Origin of the sequence: Streptococcus sp. S5, from assembly GCF_034134805.1 — a bacterium.
Taxonomy (GTDB): domain Bacteria; phylum Bacillota; class Bacilli; order Lactobacillales; family Streptococcaceae; genus Streptococcus; species Streptococcus lingualis.
The window spans coordinates 1000323-1021075 of the sequence record NZ_CP139419.1 but is presented as its reverse complement, the minus strand read 5'-3'; the positions used below and the strand labels follow the sequence as shown (position 1 = coordinate 1021075).

At 45.1% G+C, this 20753-nt stretch carries 15 protein-coding genes; 3 read left to right on the top strand and 12 right to left on the bottom strand.

What is annotated here, in order from left to right:
- Nucleotides 1-206: 206 nt before the first annotated feature.
- From murB to SM123_RS04735, 4 genes are all read right to left on the bottom strand, one after another.
- Nucleotides 207-1103, bottom strand: coding sequence for a UDP-N-acetylmuramate dehydrogenase (murB, locus tag SM123_RS04750; RefSeq protein WP_320909973.1), 897 nt, complete (start codon nt 1101-1103; stop codon nt 207-209).
- Nucleotides 1104-1221: 118 nt separating this feature from the next.
- A complete protein-coding gene (locus tag SM123_RS04745) occupies nt 1222-2160 on the bottom strand; it encodes a hypothetical protein (RefSeq protein ID WP_195326799.1) in 939 nt (312 codons plus the stop codon).
- Nucleotides 2161-2285: 125 nt separating this feature from the next.
- Nucleotides 2286-3152 (bottom strand): homoserine kinase, encoded by an 867-nt coding sequence (gene thrB, locus SM123_RS04740; RefSeq protein WP_320909972.1) that lies wholly within the window; start codon nt 3150-3152, stop codon nt 2286-2288.
- Between the two features lie 2 nt (nt 3153-3154).
- Nucleotides 3155-4441: a homoserine dehydrogenase gene (locus SM123_RS04735; RefSeq protein WP_320909971.1), complete on the bottom strand. Its 1287-nt coding sequence runs from the start codon at nt 4439-4441 to the stop codon at nt 3155-3157.
- A 175-nt stretch (nt 4442-4616) separates the two neighbouring features.
- On the opposite strand from SM123_RS04735, the gene SM123_RS04730 reads away from it, so the two are divergent.
- Nucleotides 4617-5495: a polysaccharide deacetylase family protein gene (locus SM123_RS04730; RefSeq protein WP_320909970.1), complete on the top strand. Its 879-nt coding sequence runs from the start codon at nt 4617-4619 to the stop codon at nt 5493-5495.
- Between the two features lie 185 nt (nt 5496-5680).
- On the opposite strand, the gene SM123_RS04725 is transcribed toward SM123_RS04730, so the two are convergent.
- Nucleotides 5681-6250: an HD domain-containing protein gene (locus SM123_RS04725; protein WP_320909969.1), complete on the bottom strand. Its 570-nt coding sequence runs from the start codon at nt 6248-6250 to the stop codon at nt 5681-5683.
- A gap of 99 nt (nt 6251-6349) precedes the next feature.
- Nucleotides 6350-6919, bottom strand: coding sequence for a TetR/AcrR family transcriptional regulator (locus SM123_RS04720; protein WP_003010925.1), 570 nt, complete (start codon nt 6917-6919; stop codon nt 6350-6352).
- Between the two features lie 129 nt (nt 6920-7048).
- On the opposite strand from SM123_RS04720, the gene SM123_RS04715 reads away from it, so the two are divergent.
- A complete protein-coding gene (locus SM123_RS04715; RefSeq protein ID WP_320909968.1) occupies nt 7049-7891 on the top strand; it encodes a DegV family protein in 843 nt (280 codons plus the stop codon).
- Nucleotides 7892-8084: 193 nt separating this feature from the next.
- Here SM123_RS04715 and SM123_RS04710 read toward each other — a convergent pair whose 3' ends face one another.
- From SM123_RS04710 to SM123_RS04695, 4 genes are read right to left on the bottom strand one after another with little or no spacing between them, the layout of a single operon-like run.
- A complete protein-coding gene (locus tag SM123_RS04710; protein WP_320909967.1) occupies nt 8085-9731 on the bottom strand; it encodes a hypothetical protein in 1647 nt (548 codons plus the stop codon).
- A complete protein-coding gene (locus tag SM123_RS04705) occupies nt 9721-10464 on the bottom strand; it encodes an ABC transporter ATP-binding protein (protein WP_003010968.1) in 744 nt (247 codons plus the stop codon). Before SM123_RS04705 ends, SM123_RS04710 begins: the two co-directional genes overlap by 11 nt.
- A 39-nt stretch (nt 10465-10503) precedes the next feature.
- Nucleotides 10504-12135: a M20/M25/M40 family metallo-hydrolase gene (locus SM123_RS04700; protein WP_151191274.1), complete on the bottom strand. Its 1632-nt coding sequence runs from the start codon at nt 12133-12135 to the stop codon at nt 10504-10506.
- Between the two features lie 23 nt (nt 12136-12158).
- On the bottom strand, nt 12159-15245 hold the full coding sequence (locus SM123_RS04695) for a CocE/NonD family hydrolase (RefSeq protein WP_320909966.1): 3087 nt from the start codon (nt 15243-15245) through the stop codon (nt 12159-12161).
- Nucleotides 15246-15417: 172 nt separating this feature from the next.
- Between SM123_RS04695 and SM123_RS04690 the strand changes: the two genes are divergently transcribed.
- The gene (locus SM123_RS04690) at nt 15418-16899 is read left to right on the top strand and encodes an alpha-amylase (protein WP_320909965.1); all 1482 of its coding nucleotides are present in this window, start codon (nt 15418-15420) and stop codon (nt 16897-16899) included.
- Nucleotides 16900-17227: 328 nt separating this feature from the next.
- Here SM123_RS04690 and trxA read toward each other — a convergent pair whose 3' ends face one another.
- Both trxA and SM123_RS04680 read right to left on the bottom strand, forming a co-directional pair.
- Nucleotides 17228-17542 carry a thioredoxin gene (gene trxA, locus SM123_RS04685; protein ID WP_003002728.1) on the bottom strand — a complete coding sequence of 105 codons (315 nt, stop codon included), beginning with the start codon at nt 17540-17542 and terminating at the stop codon, nt 17228-17230.
- A 97-nt stretch (nt 17543-17639) separates the two neighbouring features.
- Entirely contained in the window at nt 17640-20669 is a 3030-nt protein-coding gene (locus SM123_RS04680) for a CocE/NonD family hydrolase (RefSeq protein WP_320909964.1), read from the bottom strand.
- Nucleotides 20670-20753 lie beyond the last annotated feature (84 nt).

Here is a 20753-nt window from a genome sequence, read left to right as displayed (position 1 = left end):
TCACATAAATTCCTTCTTTACTACGATTACCAAACTGCTTTTCAAACGAAAATGCAGCGGCTGACAGGAAAAACTGTCAAGCCACCAATACCTCTCGGGGACTTACTAGACTGCCCCACCTATTTACGGTATCGATAGGCACTCACCCCCTCTCCGACTGATGCTATCGATTATTCACAATCAATTGTTCTTCAATACTTAAGCTTTTAGGCTTGGCCGATTATGCGAACTTCTGGTTCTAAACGGACGCCTGAGTGAGCTTCTACTGCCTCAATGACATGGGCGATCAAATCTTCATAGTCCTTAGCCGTTCCATTATCGACATTGACCATAAAGCCGGCATGTTTTTCAGAAACTTCCACACCACCGATTCGATAGCCCTTTAGACCTGCTTCACTGATTAATTGACCTGCAAAATGGCCAACAGGACGCTTAAAGACAGATCCACAAGAAGGGTATTCAAGGGGTTGTTTCAACTGACGAAGATGGGTCAACCGATCCATCTCCTGCTTGATCACCTCGTGATTGCCTGGTGACAAAGCAAATTTGGCAGAGATGACGACAGCACCTGTCTCTTGAATCTTAGAATGACGGTAGCCAAAAGCTAGTTCACTCGCTGACAGAGTTTCGATCTCTCCGTCTTTGGTCAAGACCTTACAGGATACTAGGACATGAGCGATTTCTCCCCCATAGGCTCCCGCATTCATAAAGACAGCACCACCGACACTGCCTGGAATGCCATTAGCAAACTCGAAGCCTTTCAAACTATGGTGCAATGCCACATGAGTGGTGTCGATGAGTTTAGCTCCTGCCTCTGCTTCGATCACATAGCCGTCCACACTGATGTCACGCAAGCGATCAAACATAATGACAAATCCCGGAATGCCCCCATCACGGACAATGATATTGGACGCATTGCCCAGGACCATCCATGGAATTTGCTCTTGGTTGGCAAATTGGACGATGCGTTTTAATTCGTATTGGTTGCGAGGGAAGGCTAAAAATTCAGCATTCCCACCGACCTTTGTAAAGGTATAATGTTTTAAAGGTTCTTGAAAACGGATATCAATCCCTTCAAGAATTTGATTCATTTTTTCATTCATCTTTCTGTCTGTTCTCTCTCTATAAAAATACAAACTATTATACCAAATTTTTGACTATTTTTCGACCCTAAAAAACAAAAGAAGACCTATAATATTCAGGCCTTCCTTTTACCATTTATTATGCAATTTTACGTGCGATGGTACGATTCTTTTGTCCATCCAGAGCTGATTTGACCGAAATCCAAGCACCACCAAGAGTAAAGACAGCTAGCAAGCCTAGATTCAAGTAAAATTTATCTGGGACGTCCCCTGAAAATGTCGCTTCATTGAGAAGCGTCCAGGACATATCAAATGGCAAATCCAGTTCACTCATAAGCGCCAAAGTATAATCTAATTGGTTGACCAAAAAGACGGTCAAGACCATCAAAATAGCTGAAACTACCACACCTTTTTTAGTCAATTTCTTACCAAGAATCTCATAACCTTTGATAGTACAATAACCGAGGGCAGCCCCTGCTAAAACAGATACATAGCCAAGACGCGCTACCAAGAGGGCAACTGCTCCACCGATGATTACACCGATCACAGCCCCTACAATCCCTAAAAGGAAGTTTTCTTCCCGCGCTTCATAAGCCTCAACTGTATCTTGCACTTCGGCTTGGTAGGCTCTAAAGGTTTCATCGTCGATTAAAAAGATCGCATCTCCAATTTGATACAGACCGATTGGCCCTTCCTCACCCGTTTGCGCATTCACTTGCACAAATTGGTGGTTGAGCAAGAAATCAACAATATCTTGGATAGCTGTCCATAAGGTTTCGACAGCCTTCCCTTTGGTCATTCCACCTTTGACTACGATCGAGGTCAAGTAACCATCAGAAGAGATGGCATTAATGGCTTTTGATTGTTCTTTTAATTCATTCCAAAGAATTTCACTATCTTCGATCAAGTCTCCTTCGGAACCTTGTTTCACACTGAGTGAAATGGTAAATACATTCTTGGTTTGAGCGCCTTCAATGACTAACAAGAAGCCTTCACGCTCTCCATACATCACACGGGCTTCGCCATCAAATTGCAGCCCAAGATCGGTAGCAATACTATATAAATATTCTGGTTTCATGTTTCCCCCTAAACTTTCGGGAAAGCTTGAGCTTTTCCCCGTACAGTTCCCATTCTACCATAGGAGAAGCAAAAAGGACATATACATTCGTATACATCCTTCTTTCATTTGTGTTACATTGAGGTTTATTTCTCAACACGAACGCCAAAAGTGTCGATTTTAAGTTGGAAAATCTGACCTTCTAGCCCGAGTTTTTCAAGAGCTGCGACAAAGGCTGCTGTATGCTCTGGCGCTAAGAGGTTCATGATCGTTGGGCCTGCTCCCGACAGATAGGTGGCATAAGCATCGTGTTGATGCGCAACTTCTTTTACCTGAGGGAATTCTTTGACCAAGGATTGACGGTAGCGCTCGTGGAAATGATCTAACTCAATGGAGCGACCAGCCGTCACCAAATCTCCCTTGAGGAGAGCTGCGATGGCCACATTGGCTACACTACTAGCTGCAACAGCTTCCTTATAAGACCATTCTTTCGGTAGGACATTGCGGCTATCACTGGTCTTCAATTGGTAGCTGGGAACAAAGGCTACCAGATCACAAGTTGGGAAGTCAGCTGTCACATATTGGACATCTTCACCGATGTAACTGGCAACGACCAAGTTCCCAAAAATAGCTGGGGCTACGTTATCAGGATGCCCTTCGATCTCGGTCGCGATGCGTAATTTCTCAGCATCTGATAGCTGGAGATTGGCTAATTGATTGGCCAATTCAATCCCTGCTACAATGACAGAACTAGAAGAACCAAGACCACGCGCCAAAGGCACTTCACTGGTCATCTTGATATGATGTGGTTGAATAGCTGGGGCAATCGACAGGGCTGTTGAGAGCAAGAGGTTTTTCTCGTCTGTCGGAATCCCTGCTCCTAGATCATGCTCAATCAACCAAGCATCTGATGGTTCAAGCACTTCAATGGTCAAATAACGAGTAACGGCAATCCCAACAGAATCAAATCCGGGCCCTACATTGGCACTGGTTGCTGGAACAATAATCTTCATGCTTATTCTCCCAAGACCTTAAAGGTATTCAAGAGTTCGAAATTCGGCTCTGAATCCAGTTTTTCAACCAAGTTCTTGAATTGGGTTTGATTGACTTGGTGGGTGATGATGACCACACTTGCATAGTGACCATCAGAGTCTTCTTGAAGGATTTGTTTGAAGGAAGCTCCTTCTGCATTAAAGATCTCCGCGAGACGCAAGATTTGACCAGTCGCATCTGGTGCCTTAATTGAGAAGTAATAATTGTTCTTCACATCTTCAGGCTTAGCCAATTGAAGAGGACGACTGTATTCATTGAAGGCTTTACCAATCGTTCCTTCTTTTAGACGACGGACAATACGAACTATGTCGGCAACGACACTAGTCGCAGTTGGTTTTTGACCAGCACCTGGTCCATAGTACATAGACTCACCAATCCCGATGGATTCCACATAGACCGCATTCATGACATCGTTCACACCAGCGAGTGGGTGTTGTTTTGGAAGGAAGGTTGGTGTCACCTCTGCTGCAATCCCTGATTGCGTTTCAACGATCGAGCCGACCAGTTTGATCACATAACCAAGGCTTTGAGCGACAGAGACATCTTGTGGAGTGATCTGGCTGATCCCTTTGTGACCTACTTGGTCAAATTGGATGTTCATCCCAAAGGCAAATTGACTCAAAATCACCATCTTGTAGGCGGCATCGATCCCTTCGACGTCATTGGTTGGGTCACTTTCAGCGTAACCCAGGCGTTGCGCTTCTGCTAAAGCATCTTCATAAGTCCAGCCTTCTTCCACCATTTTAGTCATCATGAAGTTGGAGGTTCCATTGACCACACCGAGTACTTTGGTCACCTTGTCAGAAGCCAAGGAATTCACCAAGGTGCGAAGGATTGGAATCCCACCTGCTACGGCAGCTTCATAATAAAGAGCTACTTGGTGTTTTTGAGCAACCTCTAACAATTCACTTCCATGAACAGCTAGAAGGTCTTTGTTAGCAGAGACCACATGCTTACCTGCTTCCAGCGCACGGGTGATAAAGGTTTTCGCTGGCTCGATACGACCCATCAATTCGACCACGATGGCAATGTCCTTGTCTTCAATGATCTCATCAACATTGGTCACAAAGTTGTAGTCATGACCAGCAGCTTGCAATTTTTCCTTTTCCGCATCATCTCGAACCAAGACCTTAGCGATCTCGATTTCATCTTGAGCTGCCTGGGTGATTTTTTCACGGTTTTCTTTTAATAAAAATGGTACGCCACTTGCAACAGTACCAAATCCTAGTAAGGCAATCTTAACAGACATCCTATTGACTCCTTGAATTTTCTATAGTAGCTCCATTATAACAAAAACTTGAGCGTTTGACAGCCAATTGCCTTAAAAATTCTGAATTTTCATGACAGGATCTGCCTGTAGCAAGTTCTGGAAAAGAACATAGAATTTGTGGTACAATAAAGAAAATAATGAAAACGGTGACACTATGAGTAAACGAAGAGTACCTAAAAAAATCAAAACCCTACTTGGAATCAATGCCTTCCTACTGGTCTGTATCTTTATTTGTAGCTTTCTTCTGATCAAGCGCATCACTCAACCCAGTGACGGAAATGCAAGTGGCACTGCTGTGACACGTTCTCTCGAGGAGGATAGCTCCTCTATCGAGTGGACCCGAGTGAAAAAGCCGGTCAAACTGCCCATCCTCATGTACCACTCCGTGCACAATATGGCTGAGTCCGAAGCTGCCAATGCCAATCTGATTGTCGATCCAGAAACCTTTGAGAGCCAACTAAAGGCCCTGAAAAAAGCGGGTTACTACACATTGACACCTGAGGAGGCTTATCGCATCCTCGCAAAGAACGAAGTGCCCAAAGGAAAGAAATATGTCTGGCTGACCTTTGATGATGGCGTTGAGGATTTCTATACCATCGTCTATCCGCTTCTTAAGAAATACAAGATGACGGCCACCAACAATATCATCACAGACTTTACCCAAAAGGAAAAAGAAAATGTCCTGACCTTTGACCAAATCAAAGAGATGAAACATGCTGGCTTAACCTTTGAAAGCCATACGGTCAATCATCCAGACCTAGCCAATTCCAGCCTTGAGACTCAAAAGAATGAGCTCGTCGCTTCTAAACGCCTGCTAGATAAGGTGCTGGATCAAAATACCAGCGTTATCGTCTACCCATCTGGTAGCTACAGCCAGGTCACGATCGACCAAGCCAAGAAAGCTGACTACAAACTAGGCCTCACCACTAAAAATGGACTCGCCAGCTCCGCTGATGGCCTCTATTCCCTCAAACGAGTTCGGATCCTTCCAACCACTACAGGAGAGGATCTCCTAGCCATGATCCAAGAATAAAGAAAGAGAGTGGGACAGAAATCGGTAATTCGTTAGAATTCGATTTCGTCGTCCCACCTCCGCACAGTTGAGTAGGGCTGTAAAAGCTGATGAAATCAGCGTAGTAGAGCCCACTCAACCACTGCGTCTTGCTCGACAATCCAAAAATAATTGAGAGGCTAGGACTTTTGTCCCAGCCTCTTTTGTTAGAGTTCCTTTTCTAGTTCATTTAGAAAGGTGATTAAAAATTGATGGCGACTTTCTGCCATTTGTTTAGCAGTCTCCGTGTTCATTTCATCTTTTAAGAGGAGCAACTTGTCGTGGAAATGTTGGACGGTATCAGTAAGGGGTCTCTCTTTGTGGCCACCATAGGAAAAAGTTCGCGCAATTCCTACAGCTCCTATCGCATCCAGGCGGTCTGCATCCTGGACAATCTTCCCTTCTAAGGTTTCTGGATGTTTACCGCGATTTTTGCTGAAAGAAACAGCATTGATAACCCGACAAATCTGGTCGATTTGGTCTTGAGGAATACCGATCTCTTCCAGAAACATGCGAGCATTCGCATTATTCTCTGTCTGAAACAATTTATCATCATCAGCATCGTGAAGAAGAGCTGACAAGCCCACTATCTCCAGATCACATGGACCTTCTGCTTGTGCGATTCTCATAGCATTGGTATAGACGCGGAGGGTATGCTCTACATCATGGCCATCCGCTCGATCAGCAAATAAGGTTTTCACATACTGCTTAGCAGCTTGGATTCGTTCTTCGATCATCTTTCTTGTCCTTTGTACAATCTGTGCTCAGTTTTATCTATTCATATGAGCTAGTTATGGAGAGGGGCAGTTTACTTTAAAACCACCTCTCGGTGGTGTTTACTTCTTCTTTTGTGGAAAGAGGGGCAGACCAAGTGTCGCGATCTTCTCAGCGGGGATCTTCATGCCATCCTTGATCCATTTGGAGATGACAGAGACGATGGCTGAGCTCCAGAAGGAATTGAGGTAGCTGCCAGCGCCATTCGAGGAGCTGCCATTTCGTTTTTCTAAAAAATCATAGACTGCCTTGGTCAAGAGCCGCTCGAAATTATAATCAATGGCTAGACTGATGATCTTGGCTTCTTTCTTGACTTCCTTAAAGAGGTAGACCCAAACTTGGTAGAGGTCTGTCTTGAGGTTATAGCCATCTAAAGACTTGGTAATCTTTGCGATACTAGATTGAAAGATGGACTCTAGAATCTCTTCTTTGGAGTCATAATTACGGTAAAAGGCTGCGCGAGAGACACCCGCACGCTGAACCAGCTCAGAGATGGTGATCTTTTTCAGATCTTTTTTCTCCAACAATTGCAGGAGAGAGATTTCGATGGATTCTCGTGTAATCGCATTGTTTTCTCGGTTAAATCGTTTGAGATTTTCCAAGGATTTCTCGGATATTTTTCTTTCTGCCATAACATTTACTTTCTATCTGTCTCACCTGATGATATCTGCTTGGATAGCATTGTACTTCATGATATAATTGTAAAAGAAGACATACTACTTGTCAATGTACATTTTTATACAATTATGAGGTATGAACTGATGAAATGGAAAATTATTGCGGATTCAGGCTGTGACTACCGCTCTTTGGACAATCTGGCACCGGATACGGAGTTTGTCAGTGTCCCATTGACCATCCAAGTGGGAGAAACTATCTACACAGATGATGTCCAACTCAATATCGATCAGATGATGGAAGAGATGTATGCGACTACGACTGCTTCTAAGTCTGCCTGTCCGAGTCCCGATGATTATATGAAGTCCTTTGAAGGAGCTGAAAATATCGTCGTTGTGACCATCACTGGAACCCTTTCAGGTAGCTACAATAGTGCTGAGGTGGCCAAGAAGATTTATCTAGAAGAGCATCCGAATACCAATATCCACGTCATTAATAGCTTGTCAGCTGGGGGTGAGGTGGACCTGATCGTTCGCAAGCTCAATCAGTTGGTCGCTGAAGGCCTTGATTTTGATCAAGTGGTCGATGTGATCACCACCTATCAGTCTAAGACGAAGTTGCTCTTTGTTTTGGCCAAGGTCGATAATCTGGTCAAAAATGGACGTCTCAGCAAATTGATCGGGACTGTTGTCGGGCTCCTCAATATCCGTATGGTCGGGGAAGCTAGTAAGACGGGTACCCTTGAGTTGCTTCAAAAAGCACGGGGCCAAAAGAAAGCGATCAAGGCTGCTTTTGATGAATTGATCAAGGCGGGTTATGCTGGCGGCCACATCACCATCGCCCACCGCAACAATGAAAAATTTATCGAGCAGTTCTCTGAATTGGTCCGTGAAAAATTTACCCGTGCAAACATCGAAGTCCTCCCTACTTCCGGACTATGTAGTTTCTATGCCGAAGAAGGCGGGCTCCTCATGGGCTATGAAATTTAAGTTTCCACTAAAAAAGAGGCTAGGACAAAAGTCCTAGCCTCTTCTTGTTTTTGGATTGTCGAGCAAGACGCAGTGGTTGAGTGGGCTTTACTACGCTGATTTCATCAGCTTTACAGCCCTACTCAACTGTTCGGAGGTGGGACGACGAAATCGAATTCTAAGGAATTACCGATTTCTGTCCCACTCTCTCTTTTTATTCTCCGATCTCTTGGTAGAGAGTGCGGATTTTTTTGCGGTAGATGGTGTAGCTGATTGCTGCTCCGATTAACAGGATGATACTATAAAGGATCACAGCAAGTAGGGTGCTGACGGAATGATAGGTCCAAATAAAGCTGACAATAATCAAAAGAAACATCACAAAGAGAAAGACAATCAAGAGAATAGACTGAAGGACTGCATTCCCACGATGACGGGTCATTAACTCCGTGATATTGGTCCAATTGGTGCTAAAGTTCTGAAAATCTTTGACATAGTCTCGAATGCAGATCGGAATGGTTGTTACAACCCAGATCAATAACATAGCTAGGATAGCCAAGGGATGGACGCCAAAATAGAGACAAACGCCAACTAGAAGTATGACAGGAAGGATGGATTGCACCAGATAGAGCAACCAAAACTTCATGAAGAGATAGCGTTTAAAATCAATAGGGAGCGATCTCAAGTATTCAAAGTTTTCGCGCTCTAGCGAAATACCGATACTGGTCAAGCCTCCAAAACTATTGAAAACACCGATCAAGATGGCAACAAGGGTCAGTGGCACCAGATACTGGGGCGTCAGGTAAGGACTGAGGCCTCCTATATTTTTCGATGCTCCTGCTGCTCCACTGAGGAGGAAAATATATGGCAGAATACTCATCATCAAGAGGACTTGCACCATAAGTGTTCCATCGCTCAAGAGTCTACGATGATACTGAATGACAAACTGTCTAAAGGAGTCTTTCTGGCCCACATGGATGGCTTTCACGCGCTCTTTAACGGTTTGGTTGGTCGCAACTGCAAGGGCCGCATCATAGAACTGCGGTATCACGATTTTGCGAACCAGGCCGATCAAGACCAAAAGGACCAGGATCCAGCCCATGAGACCAAGGATCGCTTCTCCATCAAAAGGATGGAGGATGAACTGATGAAAGGCCGTAAAAGGTGGAAATAGAATGGGAATATCTGCGCCCCCTGTCACTTCTACCCGATGGGTCTGGACTAGATTCAGATAGAGATAAGCTCCTAGACTCAGAAGAGAACCAATTCCGACCATGATGTTGGAGACCAGGGTCGTGTGTTTTTTGAAAAATAGGGTCTTAGTGATCAGATGGGATAGGATGATCGTCGCTAAAAAGAGAACGCCTAAGAGAATTAAGGCACAAAAGAGGCCAAGCAGGATCCCTAACGGATTGAAGCCGCCTGCTTGGACAGGCAGGATCAAAAAATAGCTGACCAAGGGAAGGATAGCCATGAGAAGGGTCAGGATGACCGAGATACTCTTTCCAGCAATGACTTCCGCATCTGAGAAGGCATAGGGCCGGTAAAACTGGAGGTCCTTGCTTTCATAAAAGACATTGTAAAAGCTCATAAATCCTTGGGAAATGGTCATCAAGGAAAAGAGGGCCACCATATTGACAAAGAAGGCTGGTTGATGGACAAAATCATAGATGCTAAAAAGCAAGCCAAATATGACGAAATAGACCAATCCTAATAAGAGGTAGTTGAGCACTGATTTACGGGCGACATCGAGTTTGACGTCCGGTTTTTTGGCCTGTTTGGTACGTAATTTTGCGATCTGGGCCGGCTGACTAGCATAGATCATATTAACATTGACCAGTTGCTGGATAATCTTAAGACGCATGATCGCCACCTTCTTCCTTCCGACCCGCTAGGCTGAGATAGATACTTTCCAGACTTTGTTCGGGGTGCTGTCCCTTCAATTCCTCGATCGTCCCATAGAAAATGAGATTTCCTTTTTTGAGAATAGCGATTTTATCACAGAGTTGTTCGGCCACTTCTAAGACGTGGGTAGAGAAAATAACCGTCTTGCCCCGATCCGCATGCTGGCGCATCATTTGTTTTAAATCGTAAGAAGCCTGTGGATCCAAACCGGTCATCGGTTCGTCCAAAACCCAGATATCTGGATCTGACAAGAGGGCTGCAATGACGAAGACCTTCTGACGCATCCCATGTGAAAAGGATTCAATCACTTCATAGCGGTGGCTCTGAAAATCAAAGATCCTAAGAAGCTCCTCTAAACGTTGGTCACAGTCTTTCTGACTCATATCATAAGAGGTCGCAACCAACTCCCAGAATTCATTGGCTGTGAGACGCAAGAAAAGATCTGGCGAATCTGCCACATAACCGATCTTCTTTTTGATCGCCAACCGATGGCTATAGAGGTCCTGACCATCCACTTCAATGGATCCAGTGGTTGGGGTGATGACACTGACCAGGCTCTTAATCGTCGTTGACTTTCCAGCTCCGTTGTGGCCAATCAGGCCGACAATTTGCCCATCCTCGATTGTCAGATCCAAGTGGTTGAGGGCAATGTGCCCATCGTAATCTTTGGTAACTCCGTGAAATGTAATCATGCTAACTCCCTTTTTGATCCTCACAGGGACCGTTTTTACTTATTCTGTTGATAAGCGATCATCGAAATGGTAGAGCAATTCTAGTAGATAGTTTGGAATGGTTTCCAAGAAGTCTTCTTTGTAGACCCGCTCTCCTCGCTTGTGCAATTCTTTGCCCCAAGGGCCTAGATTGACCGCTTGAACCTGAATTTGGGCAATTTTTTCCAGATCCAGATCATAGACCTGAGCTGGTGTGGCTAGGCTATCTAGGACGACTTGATAAGAAGCCACATCCTTTTCCAAGGCACAATAACTGGTGTCGTTAATCCCCATAAAGTATTCTTCGACTTTTAAGAGGTAACCTCTTGTGTCCAGATACTCGCGGTAATCAGTGATGAGGGACACGATATTGAAATCGGTATTGTCTAAAAAGCGGCAATTCATAGAAGGATAATATGGGGGCGCAAAACCGATGACCACCATAGGATCCTTATCTCCGAGAAACTCAAGGAGTCGCTGGATTTGCTGAATCGCAAGGCTCTGGTAGCTGGTCCCATTACGAAAATCTTGCTCCGCTTTTTTATTAGAAGCTTCTCTAAAGGCTTCATAACCCTCTAAGGCTTGGCAACGTTCCTCTAGTTCTTGATAGGTGATGACTCTTGGCTTTGCAATAACATGTTCTTGGCCAGCCTGATCCTGCAAGTGCTCATACTTCTTGTAAAAGGTGTCCAAGGCCTCCTGACTAAGCTCATAGATACGTTGCAAGAGCTCTTGCGGTGTTTTCTTCAAATGCAATACACTGAAATAACCAGCCGCATAGAGCACGGTCGATACATCGTACTGCTCCTTCAAATCTCTGAGATAGGACCAAGAAGGAAGGGGAGACGTTTCTCCCAAGGCTTGATCTGCCAGATCGGGATGAAGATCTAGCTGGCTTGCGATGGCTACTAAGAGGGACAAGGCATTGATCCCTTTAAGGGGCTCCTTCATATGGGACAAGACGCCTTGCGCCACAACGACTGGCATGAGTTTGCCGACTGTGCCAATGTGAAGGACCTTTTCTTTTCCTACTTCCGATTCAAAGGGTTCTGAATCCACTGCTAATACATAATTCAGATCAAACTTTTCCTGCAAATCTGTGAGGAGGCCCAAGGCTCCACGCATCCCACGTGAATAAGATTCCTCGTCTCCAACAGAGAGATAGAGCAGATTGACCTGGCCTCCTGAGGGATCTGCCGCATAGGCTTCCAGAACCCCCAATTGAAGGGCTAGGGCTGCTTTCATATCGCAAGACCCTCTGCCAAATTTCCAATCCCCAGAAGCTAAATCTTCCTGCATATCTTGCCGCCTATCCAGTGTTTTCAAGGCTTCTGCTACTTGATCAGAATCGAGCGCGATTTCTGCCAAATTTCCATAGTCTTCTAGATCGACTGTATCATGGTGATGGAAAAGGATTACTGTTTTTTTCTTGCCCTTATCAACCAAGGCCCAATTGACCGATCGATGCAAGTGATCCTGTGGCACCTGATAGCGTCCAAAATAGTCCGGATGTTCCTTGAAATAGGGGATCTGTCCAATCCGTTGATCCAGGTAGGCTTCGATTCCTTGTTCGGTCTCAGTATTGGTGAAGCTTGGAATCGCCAAGGCTTCGGTAAAAATCGTTTCGATGCTCTCTCTATTGGTGGTTTTCACTTTCTCTCCATCCTTCTTTTCTATTATTCATCTTTGTGAGCTTTGCCAAGTGACAAGAGGCTGGTGAGCATGAGTCCTAGGAAGCCAAAGAGGGTCCAAGGGCTTGTTGCTTGACCTGTTTTTGGAAGGCTTGGTTGGCTTGTCACTTCTATCTTATCTTTATCAGCTCTTTGAGCCAATTCTTGTGCAGTTTCTTCTTTTTGTTCCTTACGGAAGTCCATCAGATCCCGACCGTGGCTTGGTTTTTGAGGAATTTCAGAAATAGCTGGATTGGTTGGAGTCATTAGATTACTTGGAACAATTGGTTTTTCTGCTTGATCTACTGGACTTGGGTCTTGTTCAGGATCTACTTTTGGTTGAATGGTTGCAATTGGCAAGATCCGATCTGCCAATGACGCATACTCTGTATCTTTTTCACTTGGTTGATAACGGAACAAGAGAGACCGACTGTCTTCAACGATTGGAATCGTTGCAGAAATAGAATCTGTCTTGAAGGTCACTTCATAAGGATCTGCAAAATAAATATAATCCGGATCATAGGTGTGCAAACTCAAAACCAGTCGATGGCCTTTTTTCACTGTATAGAGATTTGGTTGCAGATACATGGTGTAATCATGATATTCATTTTCTTTCAGATCAATAGAATGACTAGAACTTGCTGAGTCATAGCGAGATGCTGGATTGGCCAGATTCATCCAACCACGCGCAATCACCACACTCTTAACCTTGTGGGTCTTGTAACGTTTGAGAGGTAAGGTTTCAAGGTTGCTACCATTCCAGTAGCCTGTCTCGTCGATCGTTTCCTTGTCCAATGTGCGTGTGCTGTAACCGTCTTTGTCATAGGTGATTTCTTCTTTGACCACATCAAAGTCTTCGTCTGAGACATCCATCAAGGTCGCACTGACATGGGCATGGTTTTTGTCTCCCTTGACAAAAGCAGCGCTAAAATGCACAGGAATATGCCCTTTGATGGTGACATCTTGGTCGACAGGTGCTGCATAGGAAGCCGCTACTTCTGAGGAATGGAAGGCCGCATCTTGGTTACGTGTAGTCCAGTTATTTCCCGTACCATAGTAATCACCGGTTACTGTCACATCCTCCCGTTTTGAGTAGATTCGAGCAGAGATGGCATTATTGGTATCCCATTTATCAAAACGACGCCATTTACTTGGATCTAGATTGTCCTGAGCTGTTACTTGTGGAAGGTTTTCAATCCCATTTTCAATACCGTAGAGGTAATGGCTATACCAGAGATTCATCAGGTCATTAAAGGCTTGGCCTGCGACTTCTGTCCCTGACCAACGAGTAGATGGATAGATGTGATTGCCCTGGTGGAGCAAGACCTTGGGATCAATCCCCGCCTTTTTATAGGCTTCTAACATGAGTTCAAAATGTTTGGGTTTGACATTGTCATCATTGAGCCCTTGGATAATGAGAGGGGCCGCTTTCAGATTGGCTGCATTGAGCGTGTAGTCGCGTTTAGCATATTCTTCGTTGTAATTATGACCATCCTTGTGTTGGAGCTCATTGAGCTTGGTGATATAGGCTGCATAATAATCCTTGATCTTGTCCCAATCTTCCTTATCAAGGATTCGGCCTGAGGTATAGACAGATAGCCAAGATAGGTCATTGGAAGCTCCGGTATCAAGAGGAGATCCTTGGCTGTTGAAATGGTCATACCAACTAGCAATCCCTGCAGCTGGCACAATGGTCTTGAGGCCTTCTACCCCAGTAGAAGCTACACCAAATGTTGTCGTACCTGCCCAAGACAAACCAGTCATGGCGACGTTTCCGTTGGACCAGTCCGCCTTGACTTCCTGGTTGCTAGTCTTATCTGAGTAAGCTTTGCGTTTGCCATTGAGCCACTCAACAATATTTTTATAAGCTGCGACTTCAAGGTCAGAGCCGGTCGTATTGATCCCGTCTGATCCTTTTGAGCCCAAACCACTGCTGGTCACCACTGCATAACCACGAACTAAGAAATAATTGTACCAGTTGAGATTTTCGTAATCATAATGCGTATAATCTTCAGAGCTTTCACGCGGATTGACGTAGTACCAATCTTTTGGATCAGTCGCTTTGGCTACTTCTTCTGTCGTAACAGTCTTGGTTGCTTGGCGTTTGGCAGGTTTTTCATAGAGCTTGGCCATATCGAAGTTTCCACCTTCTTTGAGACCAATTCCCTCTAAGGTACGCTCTTCTGTCGTTCCTGTTACATAAGGGCTGGCTTCAAAGATGGTCGCAGCTTTATAGTCCCCATTGACAGCAGCTTTTGGCACCTGCACAAAGGTCTTGACCAAGTCAGGCTTGCCGTCTCCATCCGTATCATAATCGGTTTCCACATAGACAATATAGCGGACGATGTCACTCTTGTCATAGGAGTAATGCTCCGGATCGTCTCCTGGCGTAAATGGGAAAATAGGTTGTGCTTTGCCATTCAAAAAGAGAGGTGACTTCTTGTCTGCGCGGTAAGCGGCACGAAGCTGTTTGGCTACATCAACCATTGAAGTGAGATTAGTAACTGGAGCAGATCCCTCCACTCCTTCCTTGACCATCCCTAGGCTCTTGGCAAAAGCTAATCGGTCTTTATCAGTAGATCCGACTTGATTTTCCTTGGTTGAAGCCCAGTTCAATAGTTGATTGACTGCTTCCGTCACTGTGACTTCTTTTTCACGATCCTGGTCGGTTACAGTTGCACCAGTAATTTCAGCCAAGTCTCCTTGGGTTACTTTTGGAGTTTCGCTCACCTCTTGACTACGAACAGAAGGCGTCGCAGGCACAGGGCTTGGCTGATTGGCTAGAGTGGGCTCAACAGTTGGGGCGCTCACTACCGCTGGACTTGACGCAGGTTCTTCATGTAGCTCAGTCGTCTGAGTGGTTGGTCGGTTAGATTCTGAAACCTCTTCCACTTTTGCAGGCTGTACGGTTTCTTTGTTGTCTCCTTGTGTTGAGGTCACTGTTTCAGTAACTTCAGGACTTGCCGTAGAAGGAGTCACCGTCTCCTCAGTAGTTGTGCTACTTACTTGGTCTGCTTGCACATGCTGGGCGAGTACAGCAGGACTAATCAGTAAACCTGCAACGAGTAGAGAAACAAGAGTTGTTTTTTTCATAAAATGGTCTCCTTTCACCATTTTCAAAGTCAGTCCTAGCGGAACCCGACTCTATTATGTTATATTCTCACTTCATTTCTTTCATGTATGCGATTTCTTTTCTAGAAATGGCTTGCTTCCAGCGCAAAAGTTTGTCGCATCCAACTATTTTTGGTAAAATAGGGACATTCACATGAAAGAAGAAATAAAAATGGAAAATCAAACCTTAATGCAATATTTTGAGTGGTATTTGCCCGCTGATGGGAACCACTGGACGCGTCTTGCTGAAGATGCGCAACACTTAGCAGACTTGGGTATTCGTAAAGTCTGGATGCCGCCTGCTTTTAAAGCTACTTCTAACAATGACGTTGGGTACGGAGTCTATGACCTCTTTGATTTGGGCGAGTTCGATCAAAAAGGAACGGTTCGCACCAAATATGGTTTCAAAGACGATTATCTTCAAGCCATTCAAGCCCTCAAAGATGCTGGGATTCAACCAATGGCCGATGTCGTTCTCAACCATAAGGCTGCTGCCGATGGCTTAGAGGAATTTGAGGTCGTCGAGGTCGATCCCATGGATCGAAACAAGGTTCTCACTGAGCCCTTCACCATTCAAGGATGGACTAAATTCACCTTTGATGGCCGAAATGGCACCTATAATGACTTCCACTGGCATTGGTACCATTTCACCGGTACGGACTACGATGCTTCACGTAATAAAAGTGGGATCTACCAAATCCAAGGGGACAACAAAGGTTGGGCCCATGGAGATCTGGTTGACAAGGAAAACGGAAACTACGATTACCTCATGTACGCCGATATCGATTTCAAACATCCCGAAGTTGTAGAAAATCTCGACCAATGGGCTGAATGGTTTATCGAAACGACAGGGGTTGAGGGCTTCCGTCTGGATGCCGTCAAGCACATCGACTCCTTCTTTATGAAGAATTTCATCCACAATATCACTAAAAAATATGGAGAAGATTTCTACGTCTTTGGTGAATTTTGGAATGGCGACACAGAAACCAACGATGAGTACTTGGAAAGCATTGACTACTTGTATGACTTGATCGATGTGGCCCTCCACCAAAATCTCTTCAGAGCTAGTCAAGAGGGTGAAAATTTCGACCTTCGAACTATTTTCGATGGAACACTAGCGCTGAATCATCCTGAAGAGGCCGTGACCTTTGTGGACAACCATGATACCCAACGAGGGCAAGCCTTGGAATCTACCATTGAAGAATGGTTCAAGCCTGCAGCCTATGCCTTGATCTTACTTCGTGAAGCTGGTTTGCCTTGTGTCTTCTATGGAGACTACTACGGTATCGAGGGCAAGTTTGCGCAAGAAAGTTTCCAAGAGGTCCTCGATCGTCTCTTATGGGTTCGTAAAGATCTGGCCTATGGGGAACAGACGGACTACTTCGATGATCCTAATTGCATCGGTTGGACACGTTCAGGTACAGAAGAATCAGCACCAATCGCCTGCTTGGTTTCGAATAACCAAGCTACTACAAAAGTCATGGAGATCGGCTCATCCTACGCAGGCCTCACCTACTATGATGTCCTTGAAAATTGTAGCGAAACTGTCCAAGTCCAAGAAGACGGTACTGCTGAATTCCCAGTGGCAGAACGCTCCGTCAGTGTCTGGGTAGCCCAAGATACAGAGGGCCAATAACCAATAAATGTAATTTTCTCCTAGGATCTACATCTTCCTAGGAGAATTTTTTCCTGTAAAAATTTTATAGGAAATACAGCTTCATTTTAGCACTATAAGAAAGCGCTGTCAATGGGTATCGCGTCTATTTGAAAGAAATAAAGAGCATCAAAAAAAGCTGGAAAAAATTATCCAGCCTTCGATGTTTGATAGAAATAACTGTATGACGCAGTGGTTGATTGGTATCTTCGTTCGCTTATTAAGCTCCGAAGATAACCTAATCAACTTTGCGGGGGTGGGAAAACGAACTCTTTTTAACTAGTCGGAGTTCTTTCCCACTCCCTTCTTTTTAGCTCAATTCTGCAATGATTTCTTTCAATTGGGCTTTCGTATGAACTCCAGCCACTTGTTTGACAACTTGCCCATCTTTTTTAAAGAGAAGAGTTGGAATCGACATGATACCGAATTGACGCGCTGTATTTGGATTTTCATCGACATCCATCTTACAGATTTTCAAATCATCTTCATGTACTTCTTCTGCCAACTGATCCAAGATTGGAGCTTGCATGCGGCATGGACCACACCAAGTTGCCCAAAAGTCAATCAAGACAAGGCCTTGGCTGGTTTCTTGTTCAAAAGTTGCATCTGTGATTACGTGTGCCATATTTCCTCCTTTTTCAGTAGTGACTACTGATTCTGCATTTCTACTTTTATTTTACACTAAATGATGCCATTTTAGAAATATTTGCTACGGGGACCCCTTAGGCATCTTCTTTCTTCTTGCGCCAAAAGATGAGGCTAGAAGCTGTCAGGGTAAACAGACCTAAGAGACCCAGAGCATGTTCTTTGCTACCTGTTTGTGGAAGCGTATGGTCCTCATGCCCTCCTTCTACTGCAGGAGTTGGAGCTTGAGGATCTTCTGCCAATCCTGATGAAACAAATTGAGGGCCATAGGATACAGCTAGAGCAAGGTGAGGGTGCTCTTGGGCAGCTGATGCGGTCTTCATCTCAACGACCTTCTCAGGAAAATCTTGGCTTGGTTGGACAAGATGTTCTGGGGTTGGAAGCGTATATTCTTCCTTGTAGTGCACTTCTGGTGCTACTAGAGCAGCTCCTCCAACTTCTGGCAGGTTTGCATAGTCTGTATCGCTTGCACTTGGTAGATAGCTTGCCTTTTGGGCGCGGGTCTTTTCGACAATTGGAATCGCAGCCTGGATAGAATCTGTCTTGAAGGTCACTTCATAAGGGTGCTCCACCGTTAGGTCAGACGGGTCATAGGTGTTAAAGACTAGAGCTAACTTGTGACCTTTCTTAACTGTATAGAGATTTGGTTGGAGATAGACCGTATAATCATGGTATTCCCCAACTTTTGGCTCGATGCTTGCGCGAGAGCTTGCTGAATCGTAGCCAGACTCAGGATTGGCAAGGTTGATCCAGCCTTTTGCGATCACCTTGTACTTGGTCTTGATGGTTTCGTATTCGGCTACAGATAGATTGCTTAAATTGCTTCCCATCCAGAAAGCGTCTGCTGTTTTATCTTGCTTGACGCTGCCATTTCCTACGACATCAAAGTCCTCATCTGCTACGTCTACCAAGAGGGCATTGAGTTGGAAATTCTTTCCTTGACCTTTGGTAAGAGCTGCTTTGAAATGAACGGGAATGTGTCCCTTGATCGTAGTGTCCTCAGTGACATCAGAAACAAAGGTCAGATTGGCCTTAGAAGAGGCTTTGCTGACTGTTTCATTACGGTTAGCGATCTCAACACCCGCAGCCGCATAGTCACTTGAAATGGTTTCTTCCAAGCGTTTCGACTGAGCATTCAAGAAGAGACGTGGACTGCTCTTCCAGTTATCATAGCTGGTCCACTTACTTGGATCATAGTTGTTTTGAGCTAGAACCGCTGGCAAGCTTTCGACGTGATTGTCCACGCCATATAGGTAGTGGGTCAACCAGGTATTGAGCAAATCATAAAAATCTTGACCATTGGCAGTGATGCCGTACCCACGGGACATAGCAGCTGGATAGACGTGGTCTCCTTGGTGGAGATAGAGCTTGACATCTTGGCCCGCTTTCTTGAGGGCATCGTACATAAGTTCAAAATGCTTGGTCTTGACATTGTCATCATTCAAGCCATGGACGATCAGGGCGCTAGTCTTGAGTTTTTCAGGATGCAGGGTATAATCCCGCTCCTTCCAGACATCGCTGTAATTGCGTTCATGCGCATTTTGATCCTTGTTGAGCTGGTTGATATAGTTGGCATAATTTTGCCAAATACCAGCCCAGTCTTTTTCATCTAGAATCCGAGTACCGACATAGAGGGACAACCAAGATAAATCACTATATGGTGGGTTCCCATAAGCTGTTCCTTGACTGTTGAAATAATCATACCAAGAAGCGATCCCAGCAGCTGGAACGATGGTCTTTAGGCCTTCTATGCCTGTCGCTGCCACACCAAAGGTTGTGGTGCCAGCCCAGGATAGACCGGTCATTGCGACATTGCCACTTGCCCAGTCTGCCTTGATTTCGATATTGCTGGTCTTATCGGTGTAGGCTTTGCGTTTACCATTGACCCATTCGATGATATTCTTGAAGGCATTGATTTCGAGGTCAGACCCTGTCGTGTTAAATCCTTCGGATCCCTTGGTCCCAAGTCCAGCGCTTGAGATAAAGGCATAGCCTCTGACCAAGAAATAGTCGTACCAGTTGAGATCTTCGTAGTCATAGATATACTCGTAGGGACTGTAGTAGTACCAATCCGATGCCTTTGCTTTTTTGGCTGCTTCTACTGTTGTCTCACTGCTTACTGGCTGTCTCTTTGCAGGTTGGCTGTGCAGTTTCTTCATGTCGTAGCTACCGTCTGTCGGAAGCCCCAGACTTTCAAGGGTCACGTAGTTTTCGTCTAGTGTTCCTGCTACGTAAGGACGCGCTTCCAGAATGGTCGCCGCCTTAAAGTCACCTTGCGCGACTGCTTTTGGTAATTGAACAATGGCTTTGACCAAGTCTGGCTTGCCATCTGCATCGGTGTCGTAGTCCGTTTCGACATAGACTGGGAAGCGCACAATTTGGCTGTCCTCATATTTGTAGTCTTCGTCTGTTTTTTCTCCCGTCGTATAAGAGAAAATCGGCTGGGCACGACCATTTAAAAAGAGAGGGCTTTTCTTTTCAGCCCGGTAGGCATCATAGAGTTTCTTAGCTGTTTCGTACATCTTGGCCAATTCTGGCTGACTGACCTTACGAGTCAGATCTTCTGATGTTTCAATCAAACCTAAACTCTTGGCAAAGCGTTCCCGATCTGCTTGGCTTTGGCCTAATTGGCTTGGATCCGTTGCTGCCCATTGAAGCAAGCCATTAACAGCATCTTGCACTGTCAACTCTTTAGTAGCCTGATCACTTGCAAGTGTCGAACCTGTGACTTTTGCCAAATCCTGACTTGTTGCCGGTGCTTCTGAAGGAGGAGCAGATTGAGGCCCAGCTTCCCTGTTTGTTGCTGCTGGAGTTGCTACTGGGACCGTAGGCTCACTTTGTCTTGTGTGTTCTTCTGTAGCAGGGGCTACTTGATTTGCAACTGCCGTCCGATCCAGCGATGCCTCATTCGAGCTTGCAGCTTCTTCACTAGTGGCAGTACTTGTGTCACTTGTTGTCGGTCTTGCTTCGGAAGCTGGAGCATGGACCACTTCTGTCGATGGGGCTAGCTCTTCTGTCTGCTCATCTGCTGCTGCTACTTGATGCAAGACCATCGGTGCGATCAATAAACTTGATGCGACAATGGAAACCATTGTTTTCTTTTTCATGTCAGTCTCCTTACTTTTTTGTAATCAACACTCCTATTATACTATGTAAGCGTTTTTAGATCAAATAGATATTCAAATGATCCA

Bases quoted from the DNA above. Each gene is read 5' to 3' on its own strand.
- thrB (WP_320909972.1), bottom strand. From the start codon at position 3,152: ATGAAGATTATTGTTCCAGCAACCAGTGCCAATGTAGGGCCCGGATTT.
- SM123_RS04695 (WP_320909966.1), bottom strand. From the start codon at position 15,245: ATGAAAAAAACAACTCTTGTTTCTCTACTCGTTGCAGGTTTACTGATT.
- SM123_RS04720 (WP_003010925.1), bottom strand. From the start codon at position 6,919: ATGGCAGAAAGAAAAATATCCGAGAAATCCTTGGAAAATCTCAAACGA.
- SM123_RS04715 (WP_320909968.1), top strand. From the start codon at position 7,049: ATGAAATGGAAAATTATTGCGGATTCAGGCTGTGACTACCGCTCTTTG.
- SM123_RS04725 (WP_320909969.1), bottom strand. From the start codon at position 6,250: ATGATCGAAGAACGAATCCAAGCTGCTAAGCAGTATGTGAAAACCTTA.
- SM123_RS04730 (WP_320909970.1), top strand. From the start codon at position 4,617: ATGAGTAAACGAAGAGTACCTAAAAAAATCAAAACCCTACTTGGAATC.
- SM123_RS04690 (WP_320909965.1), top strand. From the start codon at position 15,418: ATGAAAGAAGAAATAAAAATGGAAAATCAAACCTTAATGCAATATTTT.
- SM123_RS04710 (WP_320909967.1), bottom strand. From the start codon at position 9,731: ATGCGTCTTAAGATTATCCAGCAACTGGTCAATGTTAATATGATCTAT.
- SM123_RS04705 (WP_003010968.1), bottom strand. From the start codon at position 10,464: ATGATTACATTTCACGGAGTTACCAAAGATTACGATGGGCACATTGCC.
- SM123_RS04680 (WP_320909964.1), bottom strand. From the start codon at position 20,669: ATGAAAAAGAAAACAATGGTTTCCATTGTCGCATCAAGTTTATTGATC.
- SM123_RS04735 (WP_320909971.1), bottom strand. From the start codon at position 4,441: ATGTCTGTTAAGATTGCCTTACTAGGATTTGGTACTGTTGCAAGTGGC.
- SM123_RS04745 (WP_195326799.1), bottom strand. From the start codon at position 2,160: ATGAAACCAGAATATTTATATAGTATTGCTACCGATCTTGGGCTGCAA.
- trxA (WP_003002728.1), bottom strand. From the start codon at position 17,542: ATGGCACACGTAATCACAGATGCAACTTTTGAACAAGAAACCAGCCAA.
- murB (WP_320909973.1), bottom strand. From the start codon at position 1,103: ATGAATGAAAAAATGAATCAAATTCTTGAAGGGATTGATATCCGTTTT.